Here is a 16502-nt window from a genome sequence, read left to right as displayed (position 1 = left end):
GAGACCCCATGACCCGACGCGCCACCCCCCGCTCACTGCGCACGGCCCTCGCGGCGGCCGGCGCGCTGACGCTGGTGGCCGGCTGCAGCTCGTCGTCGTCGCACTCCGAGGCAACCGGGGCGGGCAGTGCCACCACGTCGGCATCGAAGGCCGGGCCCGCTCCGTCGGGTCTGCAGTCGTTCTACTCCCAGAAGCTCAAGTGGGAGAAGTGCGACGAGGGTGAGTGCGCGAAACTGCGCGTGCCCATCGACTACGCCAAGCCGAACGGTGCCACGATCGAGATCGCGGTCAACCGCCAGAAAGCCACCGGCACGAAGAAGGGGTCGCTCGTCGTCAACCCGGGTGGACCCGGCGCCTCGGGTGTCGACTATGCCGCGGCCGCCGACAGCATCGTCAGTTCGGGCGTGCGCGAGAGCTTCGACGTCGTGGGCTTCGACCCGCGAGGCGTTCAGCGTTCGGCGGCCATCACGTGCGTCGGCGACGCCGAGCTCGACGATCTTCTCGGTGCCGATCCGTCACCCGACAACGCGGCAGAACAGAAGGAACTGCTCGCCGCCGACAAGTCCTTCGCCGACGCCTGCAAGAAGAACGCCGGCCCGCTGCTCGGCCACGTCTCCACCGAGGAGGCGGCCAAGGACATGGACGTTCTGCGCGCGGCCCTCGGCGAGGACAAGCTCGACTACCTCGGAAAGTCGTACGGAACGTTCCTCGGAGCCTCCTACGCCGAGCAGTTCCCGAAGAAGGTCGGGCGCATGGTGCTCGACGGCGTGCTGCCGCCCGACCTCACGATGGCCGAGCTCAACGCCGGACAGGCCAAGGGATTCGAAACGGCACTGGACGCCTACCTCGCCTCCTGCACGAAGGAATCCGACTGCCCCCTCGGTTCGGAACCGGCGGCAGGCAAGAAGAAGCTCCAGGAGTTCCTCGCGGGCCTCGACGACAAGACCGTTCGCGCCGAGGGTGACTCGCGCATCGATCGACTCACCGAGGGGTGGGCCGTCAACGGCATCGCCGCGGGCCTCTACGACGAGGCCAGCTGGCCGGGCCTGACGGATGCGTTGCGCGGGGCGATGAACGGTGACGGGACGCTCCTGCTCGCCTCGGGCAAGCAGTACGCCGAGCGCAACGACGACGGCACCTACAACGGCAACATCATGCAGGTCATCAACGCTGTCACCTGCCTCGACCGCCCGGCCCCGACGGGCGGCGTCGCGACGTACGAAAAGGAAACGAAGGCGCTCGCCAAGGACGCCCCGACCTGGGGCTCGCAGCTCGCCTGGGCCGGCGCCATCTGCGCGGACTGGCCGGTCAAGGCCACGGGTGAGGCCAAGTCGGTCAAGGCGGCGGGCTCCGGACCGATCGTCGTCGTCGGCACGACCCGCGACCCGGCCACGCCGTACGAGTGGAGCGAGCGCCTCGAGAAGCAGCTCGAGAACGGGCGTCTCGTGAGCTACGACGGTGACGGTCACACGGCCTACGGCCGCGGCTCCGAGTGCGTCGACTCGGCCATCGACTCCTACCTGCTCGAAGGCAAGAACCTTCCGGAGAAGACCACCTGCTGAGGGTTGTCCTCACGCTTTTTTCGCGACACCCGTTCGACGGGTGGGCGAGCGCGTGGAGGGCCCCCGCAATTCGCGTTCGCCTGAGTCCTCGTGTAATGTCTAGCCTCGCTGCCGGAGATTCTCCGAGCCCAGCGGTGCCGCTTTAGCTCAGTCGGCCAGAGCGTCTCACTCGTAATGAGAAGGTCGTCGGTTCGATTCCGACAAGCGGCTCAGCGCACGAAAGCCTCCAGGTCTCACCTGGGGGCTTTCGTCATGTCGGGGCAACCGCCTCCGTCGCTGCGGCGAAGGTCACGCCTTCGCGGCGAGCGAGACGCCGATGACGGTGAACACGCCACCCACCGCGCCGTCGATACGGCGGGCTGCGCGGCGATAGCCGTTCGCGACGCGTTCGCCGGACGCGATCCACGCGAGGCTCGCGAACCACGCGAACGCGACGCCGACGATGGTGGCGAAGACCTCGAGCTGGGCGAGCAACGGCGAACCGTGCGGCACGATCGAGGCGAGCAGGGCGCCGAAGAAGACGAGGGCCTTCGGGTTGGCGACGTTCGTCACGAGGCCGATGCGGTACGCCTTCCACACGCTGCGGGTCGCGAGGGGTGCTGACGCGGCGGCCGCATTGGCTCCGGGAGCCTCTGCGTCGTCATCGTTGTTGCTGCTGCTGCGACGCAGGCTCCACAGGATGCGCAGGCCGTACCCGATGAGGAACGCCGCGCCGAGGTAACGCACCACCTTGTAGGCGGCCTCGTACTGGGCGAAGACCACGGCGAGGCCGGTGAGGGCGAGCACGACCCACAGGGCGATGCCGGTCGTCACGCCGGCGGCGACGAACAGCCCTTTCCGGCGACCCGAGGTTGCCGAGGTGCGCATGACGGCGAGGAAGTCGGGCCCGGGGGAGGCGACGGCGACGATCCAGGCCGACAGCAGGGTGAGCCAGGTGGCGAGGGACAAGGGTGCTCCTTCTGGGTGATCAGCCGAGCGTGGGCGTGGCGAAGACGAAGTGCATGTCGGCCCCCTCGGGGCCGGCGATGTAGCGGTGGGGTGCGTCCCCGGGGAACGCGACGAGGTCGCCGGGCTCCAGATCAACGGGGGCGTCCGTGGGGCCGGCCCGCAGCGAGCCGCTCACGAGGATGATGTGTTCGACCGTGCCGGGAGTGTGCGGAACGCCGTCGAAGACGTCGCCGGGCGGCATGTGCAGACGCCAGATCTCGAGGCTGCGGCCTCCGCCGACGCGCGCGAGGAACTGACGGGTGAACTCGTCGTGTGGTGCGGGTTCGGCGCGCACGACGGTGGCCTGGCCGGTGGGCTGAACCGTGAGCAGGTCGGTGAGCGGGATGCCGAGGGCTCGCGCCAGGGCGTCGAGCGTATCGAGCGTCGGGTTGCCGCGCCCCGCCTCGAGATTCGACAGGGTGCCCTTGCCGAGATCAGCTCGTCGCGCGAGCTCGGTGAGGGAGAACCCTCGCTGCTCGCGGCGCAGCTTGATCTGCGCTCCGACGCGTTCGCTCAGGTAGGCCATGTGTTCACTTTAGCGAACGTTTCGTTCGGCGGATAGTGCGATTTGTGTGTGATGGGTCTCGTCATGTGGCGCGTTGGCACCTCAGTCGGCGCCGGGCATAAAGCGACCCTTCCCCGAGCCGTCATCCGTGGCCCGGGGGAAGGGTCGCCGCAGCGCCGTCAGCCGCGCAGGCTGGGGAAGTCCTCGTCGCGGAACTCGCCCTCGGGCCGCTCGTGGGCGTCGGCCAGCTCGTTCTCGCGGCCGCGTAGTTCGACGCGTCGGATCTTGCCCGAGATCGTCTTCGGCAGTTCGGCGAACTCGAGGCGACGCACGCGTTGCCACGGCGCCAGGCGCTCGCGCGCGAACGCGAAGATGCTCTCCGCCGTGGCCTCGTCACCCTCCTGCCCGTCGACGAGGACGAGGTAAGCCTTCGGTACGGCGAGGCGGACGGCGTCGGGGGCCGGCACGATGGCTGCCTCGGCGACGGCCGGGTGTTCGATGAGCACCGACTCCAACTCGAACGGGCTGATCTTGTAGTCGCTCGCCTTGAACACGTCGTCGGTGCGCCCGACGTAGCTGATGTAGCCCTCGTCGTCGATCGTCGCCACATCACCCGTGTGGTAGAAACCGCCCTCCATCGCCTCGGCGTTGCGCTTCTCGTCGCCGAGGTAGCCGGTCATGAGCGAGAGCGGCCGGTCGGACAGGTCGAGGCAGATCTCGCCCTCGCCGGCGCCCTCGACGCGCTCACCCGTCATCGGGTCGACGATGACGACCGGGATGCCCGGCAGCGCCCGACCCATGGACCCCGGCTTCACCGTGGAGCCGGGGGTGTTGCCGACGGACGCCGTCATCTCGGTCTGGCCGTAGCCGTCGCGGATCGTGAGACCCCACGCCTTCTCGACGCGGGAGATGACCTCCGGGTTGAGCGGCTCGCCCGCGCCGATGAGTTCGCGCAGCGATCCCTTGCCGCCCGAGAGGTCGGCGTTGATGAGCATGCGCCACACCGTGGGAGGCGCGCAGAACGTCGTCACCTCGCGGCTGCGCAGCTGCTCCAGCAGGGCGCCGGGGGAGAAGCGCGTGTAGTTGTAGACGAAGATCGTCGCCTCCGCGATCCACGGCGCGAAGAAGCACGACCACGCGTGCTTGGCCCACCCCGGACTGGAGATGTTGAGGTGCACGTCGCCCGGTTCGAGACCGAGCCAGTACATCGTCGACAGGTGACCCAGCGGGTACGACGACTGCGTGTGCTCGACGAGCTTCGGCCGGCTCGTCGTGCCGGACGTGAAGTAGTAGAGCAGCGGGTCGCTCGGCGCGGTGCCCGGGTGCTCGAGCGGGGTGGCGCCCTCGACGTTCGCGTAGGCGGCGCGCATGTCCTGCCAGCCGTCGCTTTCGCCGACGGAGATGCGCGTGTACGTGCCGGGCACGGAGGAGAACTTGTCGGTGTCCGCAGCGTTCGCGATGACGTGCTTGACGCCGCCGCGCTCGATGCGGTCGACGAGATCGTTCGGCCCGACGGCCGTCGTCGTCGGCATGATGATGGCGCCGAGCTTCATCGTGGCGAGCATGACGTCCCACAGCTCGACCTGGTTGGCGAGCATGACGATGACGGGGTCGCCGCGGCGTACGCCTCGTTCGGCGAGCCACGTCCCGATGGCATCGGAGCGGCGCGCCATCTCGTCGAACGTCGCCTCCTGCGACGAGCCGTCTTCCTCGAGGATGACGAGTGCCTTCGCGTCGTTGCCGCGCGCGACGACGTCGAACCAGTCGTGCGCCCAGTTGAAGCGCTCACCCAGGTCGGGCCACGTGAACGAGGCGACGGTTTCGTCGTGCTTGCCGCGAAGGGCCAGCAGCTCGTCCCGGGCCTGACGATAGCGGGTGGTGGCAACGTTCTCGCTCATGCTCGGCACCTTGCCAAAGCCGGTATGGGTTACGGGCGAGTACACGTGAGGTGAATCACGTCGGCCATGGCCCGGTGTGTGAGCTCCGGTCCGTCCGGTGACCAGCGCAGCTCACAGAACGAGCCACGACTCACATCACGGTCGGGGTGCTCAGTCGCGCACCGGCCGGCGCGCGAACCACGCGGCGAGCACGGCGCCCGAGACGTTGTGCCACACGGAGAACACGGCCGACGGCAGCGCGGCGAGCGGGGAGAAGTGCACCTTCGCCAGCGTCGCGGCAAGGCCGGAGTTCTGCATGCCCACCTCGAAGGCGAGCGCGCGGCGGGCCTTCGCGTCGAGGCCCGCGAAGCGCGCTGCGAGGTAGCCCAGGCCGAGCCCGAAGCCGTTGTGCAACACGACCGCGAGGAACACGATGCCGCCGACGGAGGCGAGCTTGCCGGCGCTTCCTGCAACGACGATCGCGACGATCCAGGCGATGACGACGGCGCTCACCCACGGCAGGGCCGGAGCGATGGCGCGCACGCCGGCGTCCTTGATGACGAGACGGACGACGACGCCGAGCACGATCGGCACGAGCACCGTCTTGACGATGTCCACCATCATCGAGCCTGCGTCGACGTGGAGGTACGACCCGGCGAGCAGCGCCGTCAGTGCAGGCGTGACGACGGGTGCCACAAGTGTCGAGACGGTGGCCACCGACACACCGAGCGCGACGTCGCCCTTCGACAGGAACGTCATGACGTTCGACGCCGTGCCGCTCGGCGCACATCCGACGAGGATGAGACCCACGGCCAGCTCCGGTGAGAGCGCGAGCGCGTGCGCGATGACCCACCCGGCTCCCGGCATGATGACGTAGTGGGCCACCAGCCCGATGAGCACGGCCCAGGGGCGGCGCATGACGGCGGCGAAGTCGTGTGGTGTGAGCGTGAGACCCATCGTGAACATCACGACGCCGAGCAGGTACGGCACCCATGTGGCGTGCGGCGTGAAAAGGCCGGGCTGGGTGTAGCCCCACGCGCCTGCGATGACGACGACGATCGGCAGGGCCGTCACCGCCACGAGTGCGGCGCGACGCTGCTTCGGCGTCTCGACGGCGGCCGCCCCGGAGGTCGAGGAGGGCGCGTTGCTGCGCTCGGAGGCCATCGTCATCCCATCGGTCGTCGGGCATATGCCGAACCGGGCACACGCGGGGTGGCCTCGTTCCACCCGATCCACCGCGTGCGGGCGCATCGGGCGCGCTGAGACACTGACGCGAGAATATCGGAAGGCGAACTAAAGTAGAGGCGTCATGACGAGCACGCCCGCACCCGCCCCCGAACCCCGCCTCCTCGCACCGCTCGGCGGCCGACGCGCGTGGGCGATCTGGGGAGCGGCTGTCGCCGTGTACGTGCTCGCTGTCTTCCACCGCACATCGCTCGGGGTGGCGGGCATCATGGCGGCCGAGCGGTTCGGCATCAGCTCCTCGCAGCTCGCGACCTTCGCCATGGTCCAACTGCTCGTCTACGCGGCGATGCAGGTGCCCGTCGGGGCCGCGCTCGACCAGTACGGCTCACGCATCCTCCTGGCCGCCGGTGCCCTGACGATGACGGCCGGGCAGGCCTGGTTCGCCTTCGCTCACACCTTCGCGGCAGGGTTGGGCGCCCGCGTCCTCGTCGGCATGGGCGACGCGATGATCTTCGTCTGCGTCCTGCGCATCGCCGCGCTGTGGTTCCCGCCGATGCGAGCGCCGCTCGTCACCCAGATCACCGGTTTCGCCGGCCAGATCGGTGCGTTGCTCGCGGCGGGTCCGCTCGCCGCGGCGCTCCACGCACTGGGGTGGGAGCGGACCTACCTCATCGCCGCTGCCCTGGGTCTCGTGCTCGGCCTCGTCATGTGGTTCGTCGTCGTCGACAGCCCGAACCTCGACAAACGGCGCGACACCGTCAGGCTGCGGGCGGTTGCCCGGGTGCTCGGCGAGGTCTGGCGCGAGCCGGGCACACGCCTGGGCCTGTGGACCCACTTCACCGCACAGTTCGCGATGAACGTGTTCGTCCTCCTGTGGGGTTTCCCGTTCCTCACGAAGGGTCAGGGCCTGTCCGAGGCGACGGCGAGCACATTGCTGTCCCTCATGGTCGTGACGATCATCGTGGCGAGTCCGGTGCTGGGCATGTACACGGCGCGAATGCCACACCGTCGCTCCGTCGTCGTCATGACGCTCATCGGCGTCATCATCGCGCTGTGGAGCGTCGTGCTCGCGTGGCCCGGGCGGGCGCCGCTGTGGCTGCTCGTCCTGCTGTGCATCGCCGTGTCGCTCGGCGGGCCGGGCTCCATGGTCGGCTTCGACATGGCCCGCTCCTTCAACGCGCCCACCCGCCTCGGCAGTGCCAACGGCATCGTCAACGTCGGGGGATACGTCGCCTCCGTGACGTGCATCCTGCTCATCGGGGTCGTGCTCGACCACGTCGCCCCGGGCGGCCCGGCTACGTACGACGCGGGCTCCTTCCGCGCAGCGATGAGCGTGCAGTATCTCGTCTGGGCCTTCGGCCTCGCGATGATGTGGCGCTCGCGGCGTCGCACGCATGCCGTCGTCCTCGCCGATGACGCCTACGCCCACCTGCGTGCGGGCGTCCCGAGCAGGCGGCGACGCACGGGCGCCTGACCCGCCATCGGCGCGGACCCACGTCGGCCGCAGAGACTCAGGCGAGCTCGTCGTCGACGTATCCCGAACGGGCGAGCACCAGTCCGGCGGCGGTCATGATGACGCCGGTCCCCATGAGGAGCAGCAGGACGAGGGTCCATCCGCCGACGAGTTCGTGCACGATTCCCACAGCCACGGGCCCGACGCCGGCGATGACGTACCCGATGGGCTGGACGAAGCCGCTCACCTGGGCGGTGATGCGCGGATTGCGGGTGCGTGCGGTGATCATGGCGATGGCACCGGGGAAGCTCCACCCGGAGATGCCGAGCATGAGCGCCCACAGCCACGGGATGCTGGCCGGTGCGAGGAGCAGCCCGAAGTAGCCGCCCAACAGGAGCGCGCCGAGAACGAGCACCATCACCGTCATGAGTCCACGTCGGTTGACGACGCTGGGCATGATGAGCCCGCCGAAAATGCCGAGCGAGGCGATGAGCGCGAGCCAGGATCCCGCTTCGACGTTCGACAGGCCGGCGTCACGCCACACCTGCGGAAGCCACCCGAACTGGACGTAGGCATTCATGGACTGCATCCCGAAGTACACGCACATCAAGACGGCGGTGCGCGAGGCTCGCAGGCGGACCGGGGGCGCCGCCGGCGGCACGGTGTGATGGGCGAACGTTCGTCGCTCGCGCCCGGTCAGGGCCAGCCAGGGGATGACGGCGATGCCCGCGACGAAGCCCCACAGCGCCAGGGATCCTCGCCACCCGCCGGGCGCGCTCTGGGCGACGGGCGCGGCGAAAAGCGAGCCGAGCGAGCCGCCGATCGCCAGGCCGGTGCTGTAGATCGTCATGCCGCGGGTGCCGCCGTCGCTCGAATGCCGCTTGATCCAGGCCGGCGCGAGGATGTTGCCGAGGGCCATGCCGGCGAGCGCGAGCGTCGACAACAGGAGGAAACCGACGCCGTTGCCCGTGAGGGAACGCAGAAGGAGGCCGGTCGTGATGGCGACGAGGCCCGCAGCGACACCCGCCGTCACGCCGATGCGCTTGGCCAGCGTGACGGCGAGCGCGCCGACGAGGCCGAAGCACAGGCAGGGCAGAGCCGTCATGAGCCCCGCGACGGTGGCGCTGAGCCCGACGTCGTCACGCACCTCCTCGAGGACCGGTCCGACGGAGGCGGCCCCGGGGCGCAGGTTGATCGAGACGAGAGCGACGCCGAGCGTCCCGAGCACGCCGACACCGGTGATCGCCAGCCGCGAGTGTCTCGCGGTGATCTCGGGTTCGCGGTGGTCGGCGCTGCTCACCCGCTCAATGTAAGGCGAGCGGGTGCTCGCCGTCGGTGCATTCCATAGCGTGGGTAAGGATCTGGCCCCGGTGACCTGCCGGCTCAGCTCGCGGGCTTCGCGTCACAGCTCGGCAGGGCCGACATCGTCGACGTGACGCGCTTGTACGCCTCGGCGTTCTGCGTCGGCGTGGCGAGCTGGATCTCGTAGTCGCCGAGGTGGACGTGCGTGGGCTGGTAGGTGAGCTTCTGCGCGAGCTTGCCGTCCGAGCCGCGGCTGAAGGCGACGTCGACGATCATGCCGTCCTGGGTCGCGGGCTTGAGGTCCGGGTTCTGGTCGTGGCTCTGGTTGCTGATGAAGTTGCCCATGCCGTAGACGACGTACTTGCCGTTGATCTTCTCGCAGGGTTGGGCGACGTGAACATGCGTGCCGAGGATGAGGTCGACATCGGGGGAGTCGAGGAGCTTCTTCGCCAGCTCCCGCTGCTCAGGGCTCGCCTCGGAGCTGTACTCCGGCCCCCAGTGCATGCTCAGCACGACGGCGTCCGCGCCTGCCGCCTTTGCCTTGCGGGCGTCTGCGCGGATGCCTTCGGCCTTGACGATCGGGAACTGCCAGTACTTGAACCAGGGCATGTCCGGCGGCACGTTCGTGTTGGACGCTGCCTCGTTGCCCGTCGTGTACGAGTACGCGAGATGAGCCACCTTGAGGCCCTTGACGTCGTGGATCACCGGCTTCTGGGTGTCCGTCGTATGGGGCGAGGGCCCCTGGTTCTTCAGCCCCGCGTCGTCGAGAACCTTCTTCGTCGACGCGACGCCGGCGAGGCCGCGGTCGACGACGTGGTTGCCGACGCGGTCGCACCCGTCGAACCCGGCGCGCTTGAGCGAACCCGCGACCTCGTGCGGCACGTTGAACGACAGCGTGGCCGGGACGGACAGGTTGGTGTTGTCGGTCGAGAGCGGCGTTTCCATGTGACAGAGCGCGAGGTCGAGCTCGCTGATCGGCTTCTTCACGGCGGCGAACATCGGGTCGAAGTCGTACCCTGAGCCGCCCGCGTTGGCCTTGGCTCGATCACGCACCGGCGTGTGGACGAGGATGTCGCCCGAGCCGCCGACGTGGACGACCTCGCCGTGCGTCAGGCCCGCGCTCGACGATGACGCCGAGGTGTTCGTCTCCGATGATGTGTTCGTGCCGTCACCGGAGCGAACGGTATCCGCGCCGTCGCCCGAAGTGCAGGCGACCGTCAGTGCGAGGACGGCCGTGGACATGATGATGCTGCGTGTCGTTCTCCCCATACCTGAAGGCTACGGATCTTCGGTGACGGGGGAAGGGTTGAGGCGCAAGAGATGTCGGGCGGCCAATCCGGATCGGCCCCGTCGGGCCATGCGCGCCCCAACGAGCGACGCGGGGTGCCCCTCATCGATGAGGGGCACCCCGCGTCGTCGGTGCAGCGAAGACGGCGGGTCAGGCCTCCGGCTTGTCCGCCTGGCTGTCGCCGGGTGCCTTGTCGATCGAGCGCTCGGTCTCGTGGGCGCCGTGACCTGGCATCGCCCAGCGGGCCGTCGTCATGCCCTCGGCCTTGGCGCGCTCGAGAGCGTCCTCGACCGTCTTGGCAGCCTCGTCGGAACCGACCCAGTGCGAGCCCTCCTCGACGGACTTGCCCGGCTCGAGCGCCTTGTAGGTCTCGAAGAAGTGCTGCATCTCGCTGAGCGTGAAGTCCGAGATGTCCTTGATGTCCGTGACGTGGTCCTGACGCGGGTCACCCGCGGGCACGCACAGGATCTTGTCGTCGCCACCGGCCTCGTCGATCATCTTGAAGACGCCGATCGAGCGCGCACGCACGACACAGCCGGGGAACGTGGGCTCGTCAATGAGCAGCAGCGCGTCCAGCGGGTCGCCGTCCTCACCGAGGGTGTCCTCGATGTAGCCGTAGTCGGCCGGGTAGTGCATCGCCGTGAAGAGGATGCGGTCCAGACGGATGCGACCGGTCTCGTGGTCGATCTCGTACTTGTTGCGCGTGCCGCGCGGAATCTCGATGGTGACGTCGAACTCCATGGTTCGTGGCCCTCCGATAGCTGGTGTAATAGTCCCTGCTCAGTGTTCCGTACTGGGACGGCGAATGGGAAACGAGGGTGTCGATGTCGGCGAAGAAGTGGGCGAGCGCTGGGCTCGTCGTCGCACTTCTCGGCGGGTACGCCACTCTGGACGCCTTCGATGTGGCGCCTGGCGTCCTCACTCTCGAGCGTGGCAACGAACCGCGCACCGTCACCCACGAGGGCACGACGTACGAGCCTGTGCGCGGCGTCTCGTCGGCGCCTGCGCTGCCCACCGCCGCGAACGGCCCGGCGCCGTCGGCCGATGCAGTCAAGAGGAGCGTCGAGACGTCCCTCAAGAGCACGTGGTTGGGGCCGACGACGGCCGTCACGGTGCGGGACGCCGACACGGGTGAGGTTCTCTACGAGCACGATTCGAACAAGGCGACGACGCCCGCGTCCGTGACGAAGCTGGCGTCGGCGTTCGCCGTCGCTCACAGCGACCTTCCACTCGAGAAGGGGCTGAAGACCCGCACCACACTGAGCGGGACGACCCTGACGCTCGTCGGCGGCGGCGACATGGTTCTCGCGCCGGGTGCGGGCGACGGCTCCAAGATCGCAGGGCACGCGGGGCTCGGCGATCTCGCTGCGTCGACGGCGGCGCAGCTGAAGAAGCGCGGCCTGACGTCGGTCACCCTCGACACGAACACCTCCTACGCCGACGGCCCCGACACGGCGAAGGGGTGGGAGGAAGGCTTCCTCTCCTACGGGTTCACCGCCCGCATCTCCACGCTCGCGCTCGCGGACGACCGCGCCGACAACCGCACGCCGGCCGTGGCCGACCCGACGAAGAACGCCGCCGACGCGTTCACGCGTGAACTCGCGAAGCGCGGCATCAAGGCCACCTACGGCACGAACGTGAAGACCGCGACGGGCGGCACGGAGCTCGCGTCCGTGGAATCGGCTCCTGTGCTCGACCTGCTCGGGCTCGCACTGCAGGACTCGGACAACGCGATGACCGAATCCCTCGCGCGCCAGGCCGCGGCAGCCGAAGGAGTCCACGGCGACAGCACGGTTGTCGGAACCTGGGTGACGAAGAAGTTGAAGGACGAGGGTGTCGACGTCTCCGGCATGAAGCTCGCCGACGCGAGCGGTCTCTCCAAGGGGACGACGCTGCCGGTGCGCATCATCGGCGACATCCTGTCGCGAGCCACGAGCGGCAAGGACGCGAAGTACGCGGAGGTCGTCTCGCGGCTGCCCGTGTCGGCGTGGAACGGAACGCTGCACGACCGCTACACGCGTACCGAGTCCGAGGCCGGCGCAGGCCTCGTGCATGCGAAGACGGGCTCGTTGACGGGCGTCTCGTCGCTGGCCGGTGAACTGCGTACGGTCGGTGGTCACCGTCTCGTCTTCGCCGTGACGACGAACGGTGACTTCCCCGAGGGGCCGGTGGGCGCGAAAACGGCCGTCGACCACCTCGTCGCCCAGTTGACGACATTGAAGTGATCGACGGCCGTTCATGCGTGGCCCTCGAGGCGAGGGTCAGCCGCGGCGGCGGCGAGTGGCGAAGGCTCCGGCTCCGATGAGACCGGCTCCGGCGAGGGCGCCGACGCCCCAGACCGTCGAGTTGTCACCGTCGTTGTAGTCGGTGTTCACCTTCGGGCCCTCCGAGGCCTTCGGCGCGGAACCCTGCGCGGGGGCAGCGCCCGACTTCGTCGGCGTCGAACCCGTGGGGGCCTGCGGCGTCGTGGTCGAGCCGCCGTTCGTGGCACCGGGGATCGTCACGTTGACTGATCTGCTGATCTGCTGACCGGCGCCGCCGGTGCAGACGGTGGCGTTCAGCGTCACCTTGTAGGTGCCCGGGCCGGCGAAGCGGAAGGTGGCGGGGTCACCGGTCAGCGCCGACGTGTTCACCGGCACCGAACCCGATGTCGTGCAGGCGGCAACGCCGCTGTCACCCGCCGCATTGCCGGTGATCTGGGTCGCACCCTTGGGCGCCACCAGGTTGAAGCTCATGGGCAGGGCCACTCGTTCGCGCTTTCCCCCGATGAGCATCTCGTGCTGGGTGCCGGTGAGGTAGGGCGTGAGCGTCGCGGTGTTGCCCTTGACGGTGTAGCGGATGTGCGGGGTCACGCCGACCTTGGCCGGCGTGGTCGTCGTCGTACCGTCGGCTCCGACGGTGACCTTGTACTTCTTCGTCAACCCGTCGTTGCCCGTGGTGCCGCAGTAGTAGCCGGTGACCGTGATCGTGTGCGTTCCCGGCTTCGCGTAGGTGTGCTTGAGGCCCGTGACCTTGTCCTTGAACGTGGTCGTCTCACCGGACGAAGCGCAGGTCGAGCCGCCCATGCCGTCGCCTCCGGTGACCGGCGTACCGTCGCCGTAATCGATGTCGAAGCCCGCGGACTCACCGTCCGAGTAGGCCTTGCCGTCGGCCATCTTCATGAACTGGGAGCCCTCGCCGAGGTAGGTGAGGGTGACGGTGTTTCCGCTGACCTTCGTGGTGACTTCCACGTTGATGCCGGGAACGTTCGTACCTGCGTGAGCCGGAGCGGCGAGGGCCATGATTCCCATGGCGGACGCGGCAGCGACGGTGGGGGCCATGCGCGATGTGCGGAACATGATGACTCCTTGGGTTGGGAGCGGCGCCTTGTGCGTCGGCTACAGGAGTGAGACGTGGATCACCTCCGTCGAGGTTCCGCCGATTGACGATCTTCTTTCCCACAATCGATCGACACAGACCGGAAACCTGTGTGATTCCGGGGGTGTCGGGGGTTGGCGCTAGCCTGAGATTCATGGCAGACCGCACCTACATCGACTGGCGATTCGCGCGATCGTCGGGCCGCCGACTGAGTACGGCAGGGCCCCGGCTCGAGGCGAACGAGATGGCCGAGGTCGTTGCCGAGCTGCGTGACGCTGCCGTGCGTGCGCACGATCCGGTCGCCGAAACGGCGCAGCTCGGCACAGATGGTGACCTGGGGCCGGTGCGCATCGTCGACAGGGCCACGTGGATCGACGTCAATGTCGTCTCGCTCGAGGGCATGCTGGCGCCGGTCGTCGACAAGATCACGGCCAAGCGCCTCGCCGGACCGGTTTCCCGCGCGGTGACGGCGAAGGTCAGTGGCGGCGAACTCGGCGGCCTCATGGCGTTCATGTCGAGCAAGGTGCTCGGCCAGTACGACATTGCACCGGGTGGCACGCCGTCACTCATGCTCGTGGCCCCGAACGTCGTCGCGGTGGAACGCGAACTCGATGTCGACCCCCACGACTTCCGTCTCTGGGTGTGTCTGCACGAAGAGACCCACCGGGTTCAGTTCACGGCCGTGCCGTGGCTGCGCGAGCACGTCGTGAGCGGAGCCCGCGATCTCCTCGTCGAGATGGCGCCCACGCCCGAGGAGATGGCCGAGCGTGTCGGCGAGATGGCCAATCGGCTGCCCGAGGTTTTCCGCGAGGGCTCGATGGGCCTCACGGATCTGTTCGCCACGCCGGAGCAGCGTGAACGTATGGCCCAGCTGACGGCCGTCATGTCGTTGCTCGAGGGGCACGCCGACGTCGTCATGGACGACGTGGGTCCGCAGGTCGTGCCGAGCGTCGAGACCATCCGCGCCCGGTTCGGTGAGCGTCGTGACGGCCTCGGCAATGTCGATCGCCTGCTGCGCCGCCTCATGGGACTCGAAGCGAAGATGCGTCAGTACAAGGACGGTGCGGCGTTCGTGCGATCGGTGCAGAGCAAGGTCGGGGTCGAGGGTTTCAACGCTGTCTGGGCGGAACCGGTCAACCTGCCGACGCCCGCGGAGATCCAGCGCCCGCAGCTGTGGGTCGAGCGCGTCCACGGCTCCCTGTTCAAGTAGGTCAGCTTCCATGCCCGGCCCCCATCCCGCTGTCGCGCTGACGCGCCTCGCCGTTCGTCACGGGCTGCGGCGTGCTTTCGCGCGTCACAACCCGCGCCACGGAGTGCCGCGCGTCGTCGTGGGCGTGAGCGGGGGAGCCGACTCCCTTGCGCTGGCAGCGGCGCTCGCATTCGAGGCGCCCAAGCAGGACGTCGAGGTCGACGTCGTCATCGTCGATCACGGGCTGCAGAAGGCTTCGGCCGAGGTCGCCGCTCGAGCGGCGAACGCGTGCACCGAGCAGCTCGGGTACGCGCCGGAGCGGGTGCGTGTCGTGCGGGTCGAGGTCGACGCATTGTCCGCTGACGGGCCCGAAGCCGCCGCCCGCATCGCTCGTCACGAGGCGCTCCTGAGCGTGGCCGACGAGGTCGGTGCCGCGCGCGTCGTCCTTGCTCACACGGCCGACGACCAAGCCGAACAGGTGCTTCTTGCGCTGTTGCGGGGCAGCGGAACCACCGCCCTCGCCGGCATGCGCCCCGACCGTGACGGTCTGCTGCGCCCCTTCCTCCTCGGCTCCGACGTCGTGCCCGGCGGCCCTGTCACCCGGGAACACACGGAAGCGGCCTGCGTGGCACTCGATCTCGAGCCGTGGCACGACCCCCACAACGACGACCTGCGCTACGCACGCGTCCGGGCCCGGCGAGCACTCGGCCTGCTCGAACGCGACATCGACGCCCCGACGCTGCGCCGCAGTCTCTTCCGGAGCGCGGCCGCGGCCGGTCGTGACGCCGACCTGCTCACCCGCCTCACCGACGAGGCCCTCACCCGTCTCACGGGAACCCCGGACGAGACGCAGTGGCCTGCCCACTGGCCGGTCGAAGCGCTCGGCACACTCGACCCCGCGCTGCGCATCCGTGCCCTGCGTCGGTTGCTCGTGCTGCACGGTGCACGCTCGAGTGAGCTCGCTCAACATCACCTCGCCGACGTCGAGCGACTGCTCGTCGCCTGGCACGGTCAGGGCCCGATCGACGTGCCCGGCAACGTCGTCGTCAGCCGAATCGGGGGCGAGGTCGTCATCGGCCCGCGCAATGTCGGACAATGACTGGAGCACGCCACGTGGGCGTGCCCGCATCGAGCATGAGTCGCCACGAGCACAAGGAGCCTTCGATGGACTCTTCCCACATGGGAAACGACCTCGAGAACGTGCTGTTCACCGAGGAGCAGATTCACCAGCGTCTGGACGAACTCGCCCAGGACATCTGGCGTGACTACGAGGGCAAGGACGTTCTGCTCGTCGGCGTGCTCAAGGGCGCGATCCTCGTCATGGCCGACCTCATGCGCGCCCTTCCGGGCAGCGTTCCCATGGACTGGATGGCCGTCAGCTCCTACGGTTCCGGCACGAAGAGTTCCGGGGTCGTGCGCATCCTCAAAGACCTCGACACCGACATCACGAACAAGCACGTGCTCATCGTCGAGGACATCATCGACTCGGGCCTGACGCTGAGCTGGATCCGCAGCAACCTCGAGTCGCGCAGCCCCGCGTCCGTCGAGATCTGCACGCTGTTGCGCAAGCCGGAGGCCGCGAAGGTCGAGATCGACTGCAAGTACGTCGGTTTCGAGATCCCGAACGCCTTCGTCGTCGGCTACGGCCTCGACTTCGACGAGAAGTACCGCAACCTGCGCGACATCGGCACGCTCGCCCCGCACGTCTACTCCTGACCTGCGCATCCGATCGACCCGTCCGCCGGCATCGGTGTGCGCATGTTCGGAACAACCGGCGCACACCACACGTTGACGACG

At 68.7% G+C, this 16502-nt stretch carries 14 protein-coding genes and 1 tRNA gene; 7 read left to right on the top strand and 8 right to left on the bottom strand.

Features of this window, described 5'->3' with window-relative positions; translation table 11 throughout:
• Positions 1-8 precede the first annotated feature (8 nt).
• Positions 9-1562: an alpha/beta hydrolase gene (locus AA983_RS12005; protein ID WP_047312476.1), complete on the top strand. Its 1554-nt coding sequence runs from the start codon at positions 9-11 to the stop codon at positions 1560-1562.
• 136 nt (positions 1563-1698) lie between these two features.
• Positions 1699-1772, top strand: a tRNA-Thr gene (locus AA983_RS12000).
• Between the two features lie 78 nt (positions 1773-1850).
• Here the strand turns inward: AA983_RS12000 and AA983_RS11995 are convergent.
• From AA983_RS11995 to AA983_RS11980, 4 genes are all read right to left on the bottom strand, one after another.
• Positions 1851-2510 carry a LysE family translocator gene (locus AA983_RS11995; RefSeq protein WP_052947100.1) on the bottom strand — a complete coding sequence of 220 codons (660 nt, stop codon included), beginning with the start codon at positions 2508-2510 and terminating at the stop codon, positions 1851-1853.
• Positions 2511-2529: 19 nt separating this feature from the next.
• Positions 2530-3075 carry a helix-turn-helix domain-containing protein gene (locus AA983_RS11990; RefSeq protein WP_047312475.1) on the bottom strand — a complete coding sequence of 182 codons (546 nt, stop codon included), beginning with the start codon at positions 3073-3075 and terminating at the stop codon, positions 2530-2532.
• Positions 3076-3233: 158 nt separating this feature from the next.
• Positions 3234-4952, bottom strand: a complete 1719-nt coding sequence (locus AA983_RS11985) for an AMP-binding protein (protein ID WP_047312474.1) — start codon at positions 4950-4952, stop codon at positions 3234-3236.
• A 150-nt stretch (positions 4953-5102) separates the two neighbouring features.
• On the bottom strand, positions 5103-6101 hold the full coding sequence (locus tag AA983_RS11980; RefSeq protein ID WP_156170380.1) for a bile acid:sodium symporter family protein: 999 nt from the start codon (positions 6099-6101) through the stop codon (positions 5103-5105).
• A 139-nt stretch (positions 6102-6240) separates the two neighbouring features.
• On the opposite strand from AA983_RS11980, the gene AA983_RS11975 reads away from it, so the two are divergent.
• Positions 6241-7590 (top strand): nitrate/nitrite transporter, encoded by a 1350-nt coding sequence (locus AA983_RS11975; RefSeq protein ID WP_047312473.1) that lies wholly within the window; start codon positions 6241-6243, stop codon positions 7588-7590.
• 37 nt (positions 7591-7627) lie between these two features.
• On the opposite strand, the gene AA983_RS11970 is transcribed toward AA983_RS11975, so the two are convergent.
• The 3 genes from AA983_RS11970 to AA983_RS11960 form a co-directional block, all read right to left on the bottom strand.
• Complete coding sequence (locus AA983_RS11970; RefSeq protein WP_231579603.1) at positions 7628-8869, bottom strand: MFS transporter; 1242 nt, start codon at positions 8867-8869, stop codon at positions 7628-7630.
• An 83-nt stretch (positions 8870-8952) separates the two neighbouring features.
• Complete coding sequence (locus tag AA983_RS11965) at positions 8953-10140, bottom strand: CapA family protein (protein WP_082128886.1); 1188 nt, start codon at positions 10138-10140, stop codon at positions 8953-8955.
• A gap of 169 nt (positions 10141-10309) precedes the next feature.
• Positions 10310-10900, bottom strand: a complete 591-nt coding sequence (locus AA983_RS11960) for an inorganic diphosphatase (RefSeq protein WP_047312471.1) — start codon at positions 10898-10900, stop codon at positions 10310-10312.
• A gap of 83 nt (positions 10901-10983) precedes the next feature.
• Here AA983_RS11960 and dacB point away from each other — a divergent pair, with 83 nt between their 5' ends.
• Entirely contained in the window at positions 10984-12384 is a 1401-nt protein-coding gene (gene dacB / locus AA983_RS11955) for a D-alanyl-D-alanine carboxypeptidase/D-alanyl-D-alanine-endopeptidase (protein ID WP_052947098.1), read from the top strand.
• 36 nt (positions 12385-12420) lie between these two features.
• Here the strand turns inward: dacB and AA983_RS11950 are convergent, their stop codons facing one another.
• Positions 12421-13497, bottom strand: coding sequence for a hypothetical protein (locus tag AA983_RS11950; RefSeq protein WP_047312470.1), 1077 nt, complete (start codon positions 13495-13497; stop codon positions 12421-12423).
• A gap of 173 nt (positions 13498-13670) precedes the next feature.
• On the opposite strand from AA983_RS11950, the gene AA983_RS11945 reads away from it, so the two are divergent.
• The 3 genes from AA983_RS11945 (at position 13671) to hpt (ending at position 16421) form a co-directional block, all read left to right on the top strand.
• On the top strand, positions 13671-14726 hold the full coding sequence (locus AA983_RS11945) for a zinc-dependent metalloprotease (RefSeq protein WP_047312469.1): 1056 nt from the start codon (positions 13671-13673) through the stop codon (positions 14724-14726).
• 10 nt (positions 14727-14736) lie between these two features.
• The gene (gene tilS / locus AA983_RS11940) at positions 14737-15804 is read left to right on the top strand and encodes a tRNA lysidine(34) synthetase TilS (protein WP_047312468.1); all 1068 of its coding nucleotides are present in this window, start codon (positions 14737-14739) and stop codon (positions 15802-15804) included.
• A 65-nt stretch (positions 15805-15869) separates the two neighbouring features.
• Complete coding sequence (hpt, locus tag AA983_RS11935) at positions 15870-16421, top strand: hypoxanthine phosphoribosyltransferase (RefSeq protein WP_047312626.1); 552 nt, start codon at positions 15870-15872, stop codon at positions 16419-16421.
• The last annotated feature ends 81 nt before the right edge of the window (positions 16422-16502 follow it).

Source organism: Dermacoccus sp. PE3 (assembly GCF_001021715.1).
In the GTDB taxonomy this organism is placed as follows: Bacteria; Actinomycetota; Actinomycetes; order Actinomycetales; family Dermatophilaceae; genus Dermacoccus; species Dermacoccus abyssi.
The sequence above is the reverse complement of the archived record's forward strand: the minus strand, read 5'-3'. Positions and strand labels throughout refer to the sequence as shown.

Excerpts from the sequence above, each read along its gene's own strand:
- AA983_RS11980 (WP_156170380.1), bottom strand. The coding sequence starts at position 6,101 with ATGACGATGGCCTCCGAGCGCAGCAACGCGCCCTCCTCGACCTCCGGG.
- AA983_RS11975 (WP_047312473.1), top strand. The coding sequence starts at position 6,241 with ATGACGAGCACGCCCGCACCCGCCCCCGAACCCCGCCTCCTCGCACCG.
- AA983_RS12005 (WP_047312476.1), top strand. The coding sequence starts at position 9 with ATGACCCGACGCGCCACCCCCCGCTCACTGCGCACGGCCCTCGCGGCG.
- AA983_RS11950 (WP_047312470.1), bottom strand. The coding sequence starts at position 13,497 with ATGTTCCGCACATCGCGCATGGCCCCCACCGTCGCTGCCGCGTCCGCC.
- AA983_RS11960 (WP_047312471.1), bottom strand. The coding sequence starts at position 10,900 with ATGGAGTTCGACGTCACCATCGAGATTCCGCGCGGCACGCGCAACAAG.
- AA983_RS11990 (WP_047312475.1), bottom strand. The coding sequence starts at position 3,075 with ATGGCCTACCTGAGCGAACGCGTCGGAGCGCAGATCAAGCTGCGCCGC.
- tilS (WP_047312468.1), top strand. The coding sequence starts at position 14,737 with ATGCCCGGCCCCCATCCCGCTGTCGCGCTGACGCGCCTCGCCGTTCGT.
- AA983_RS11945 (WP_047312469.1), top strand. The coding sequence starts at position 13,671 with ATGGCAGACCGCACCTACATCGACTGGCGATTCGCGCGATCGTCGGGC.
- AA983_RS11985 (WP_047312474.1), bottom strand. The coding sequence starts at position 4,952 with ATGAGCGAGAACGTTGCCACCACCCGCTATCGTCAGGCCCGGGACGAG.
- dacB (WP_052947098.1), top strand. The coding sequence starts at position 10,984 with ATGTCGGCGAAGAAGTGGGCGAGCGCTGGGCTCGTCGTCGCACTTCTC.
- AA983_RS11965 (WP_082128886.1), bottom strand. The coding sequence starts at position 10,140 with ATGGGGAGAACGACACGCAGCATCATCATGTCCACGGCCGTCCTCGCA.
- hpt (WP_047312626.1), top strand. The coding sequence starts at position 15,870 with ATGGACTCTTCCCACATGGGAAACGACCTCGAGAACGTGCTGTTCACC.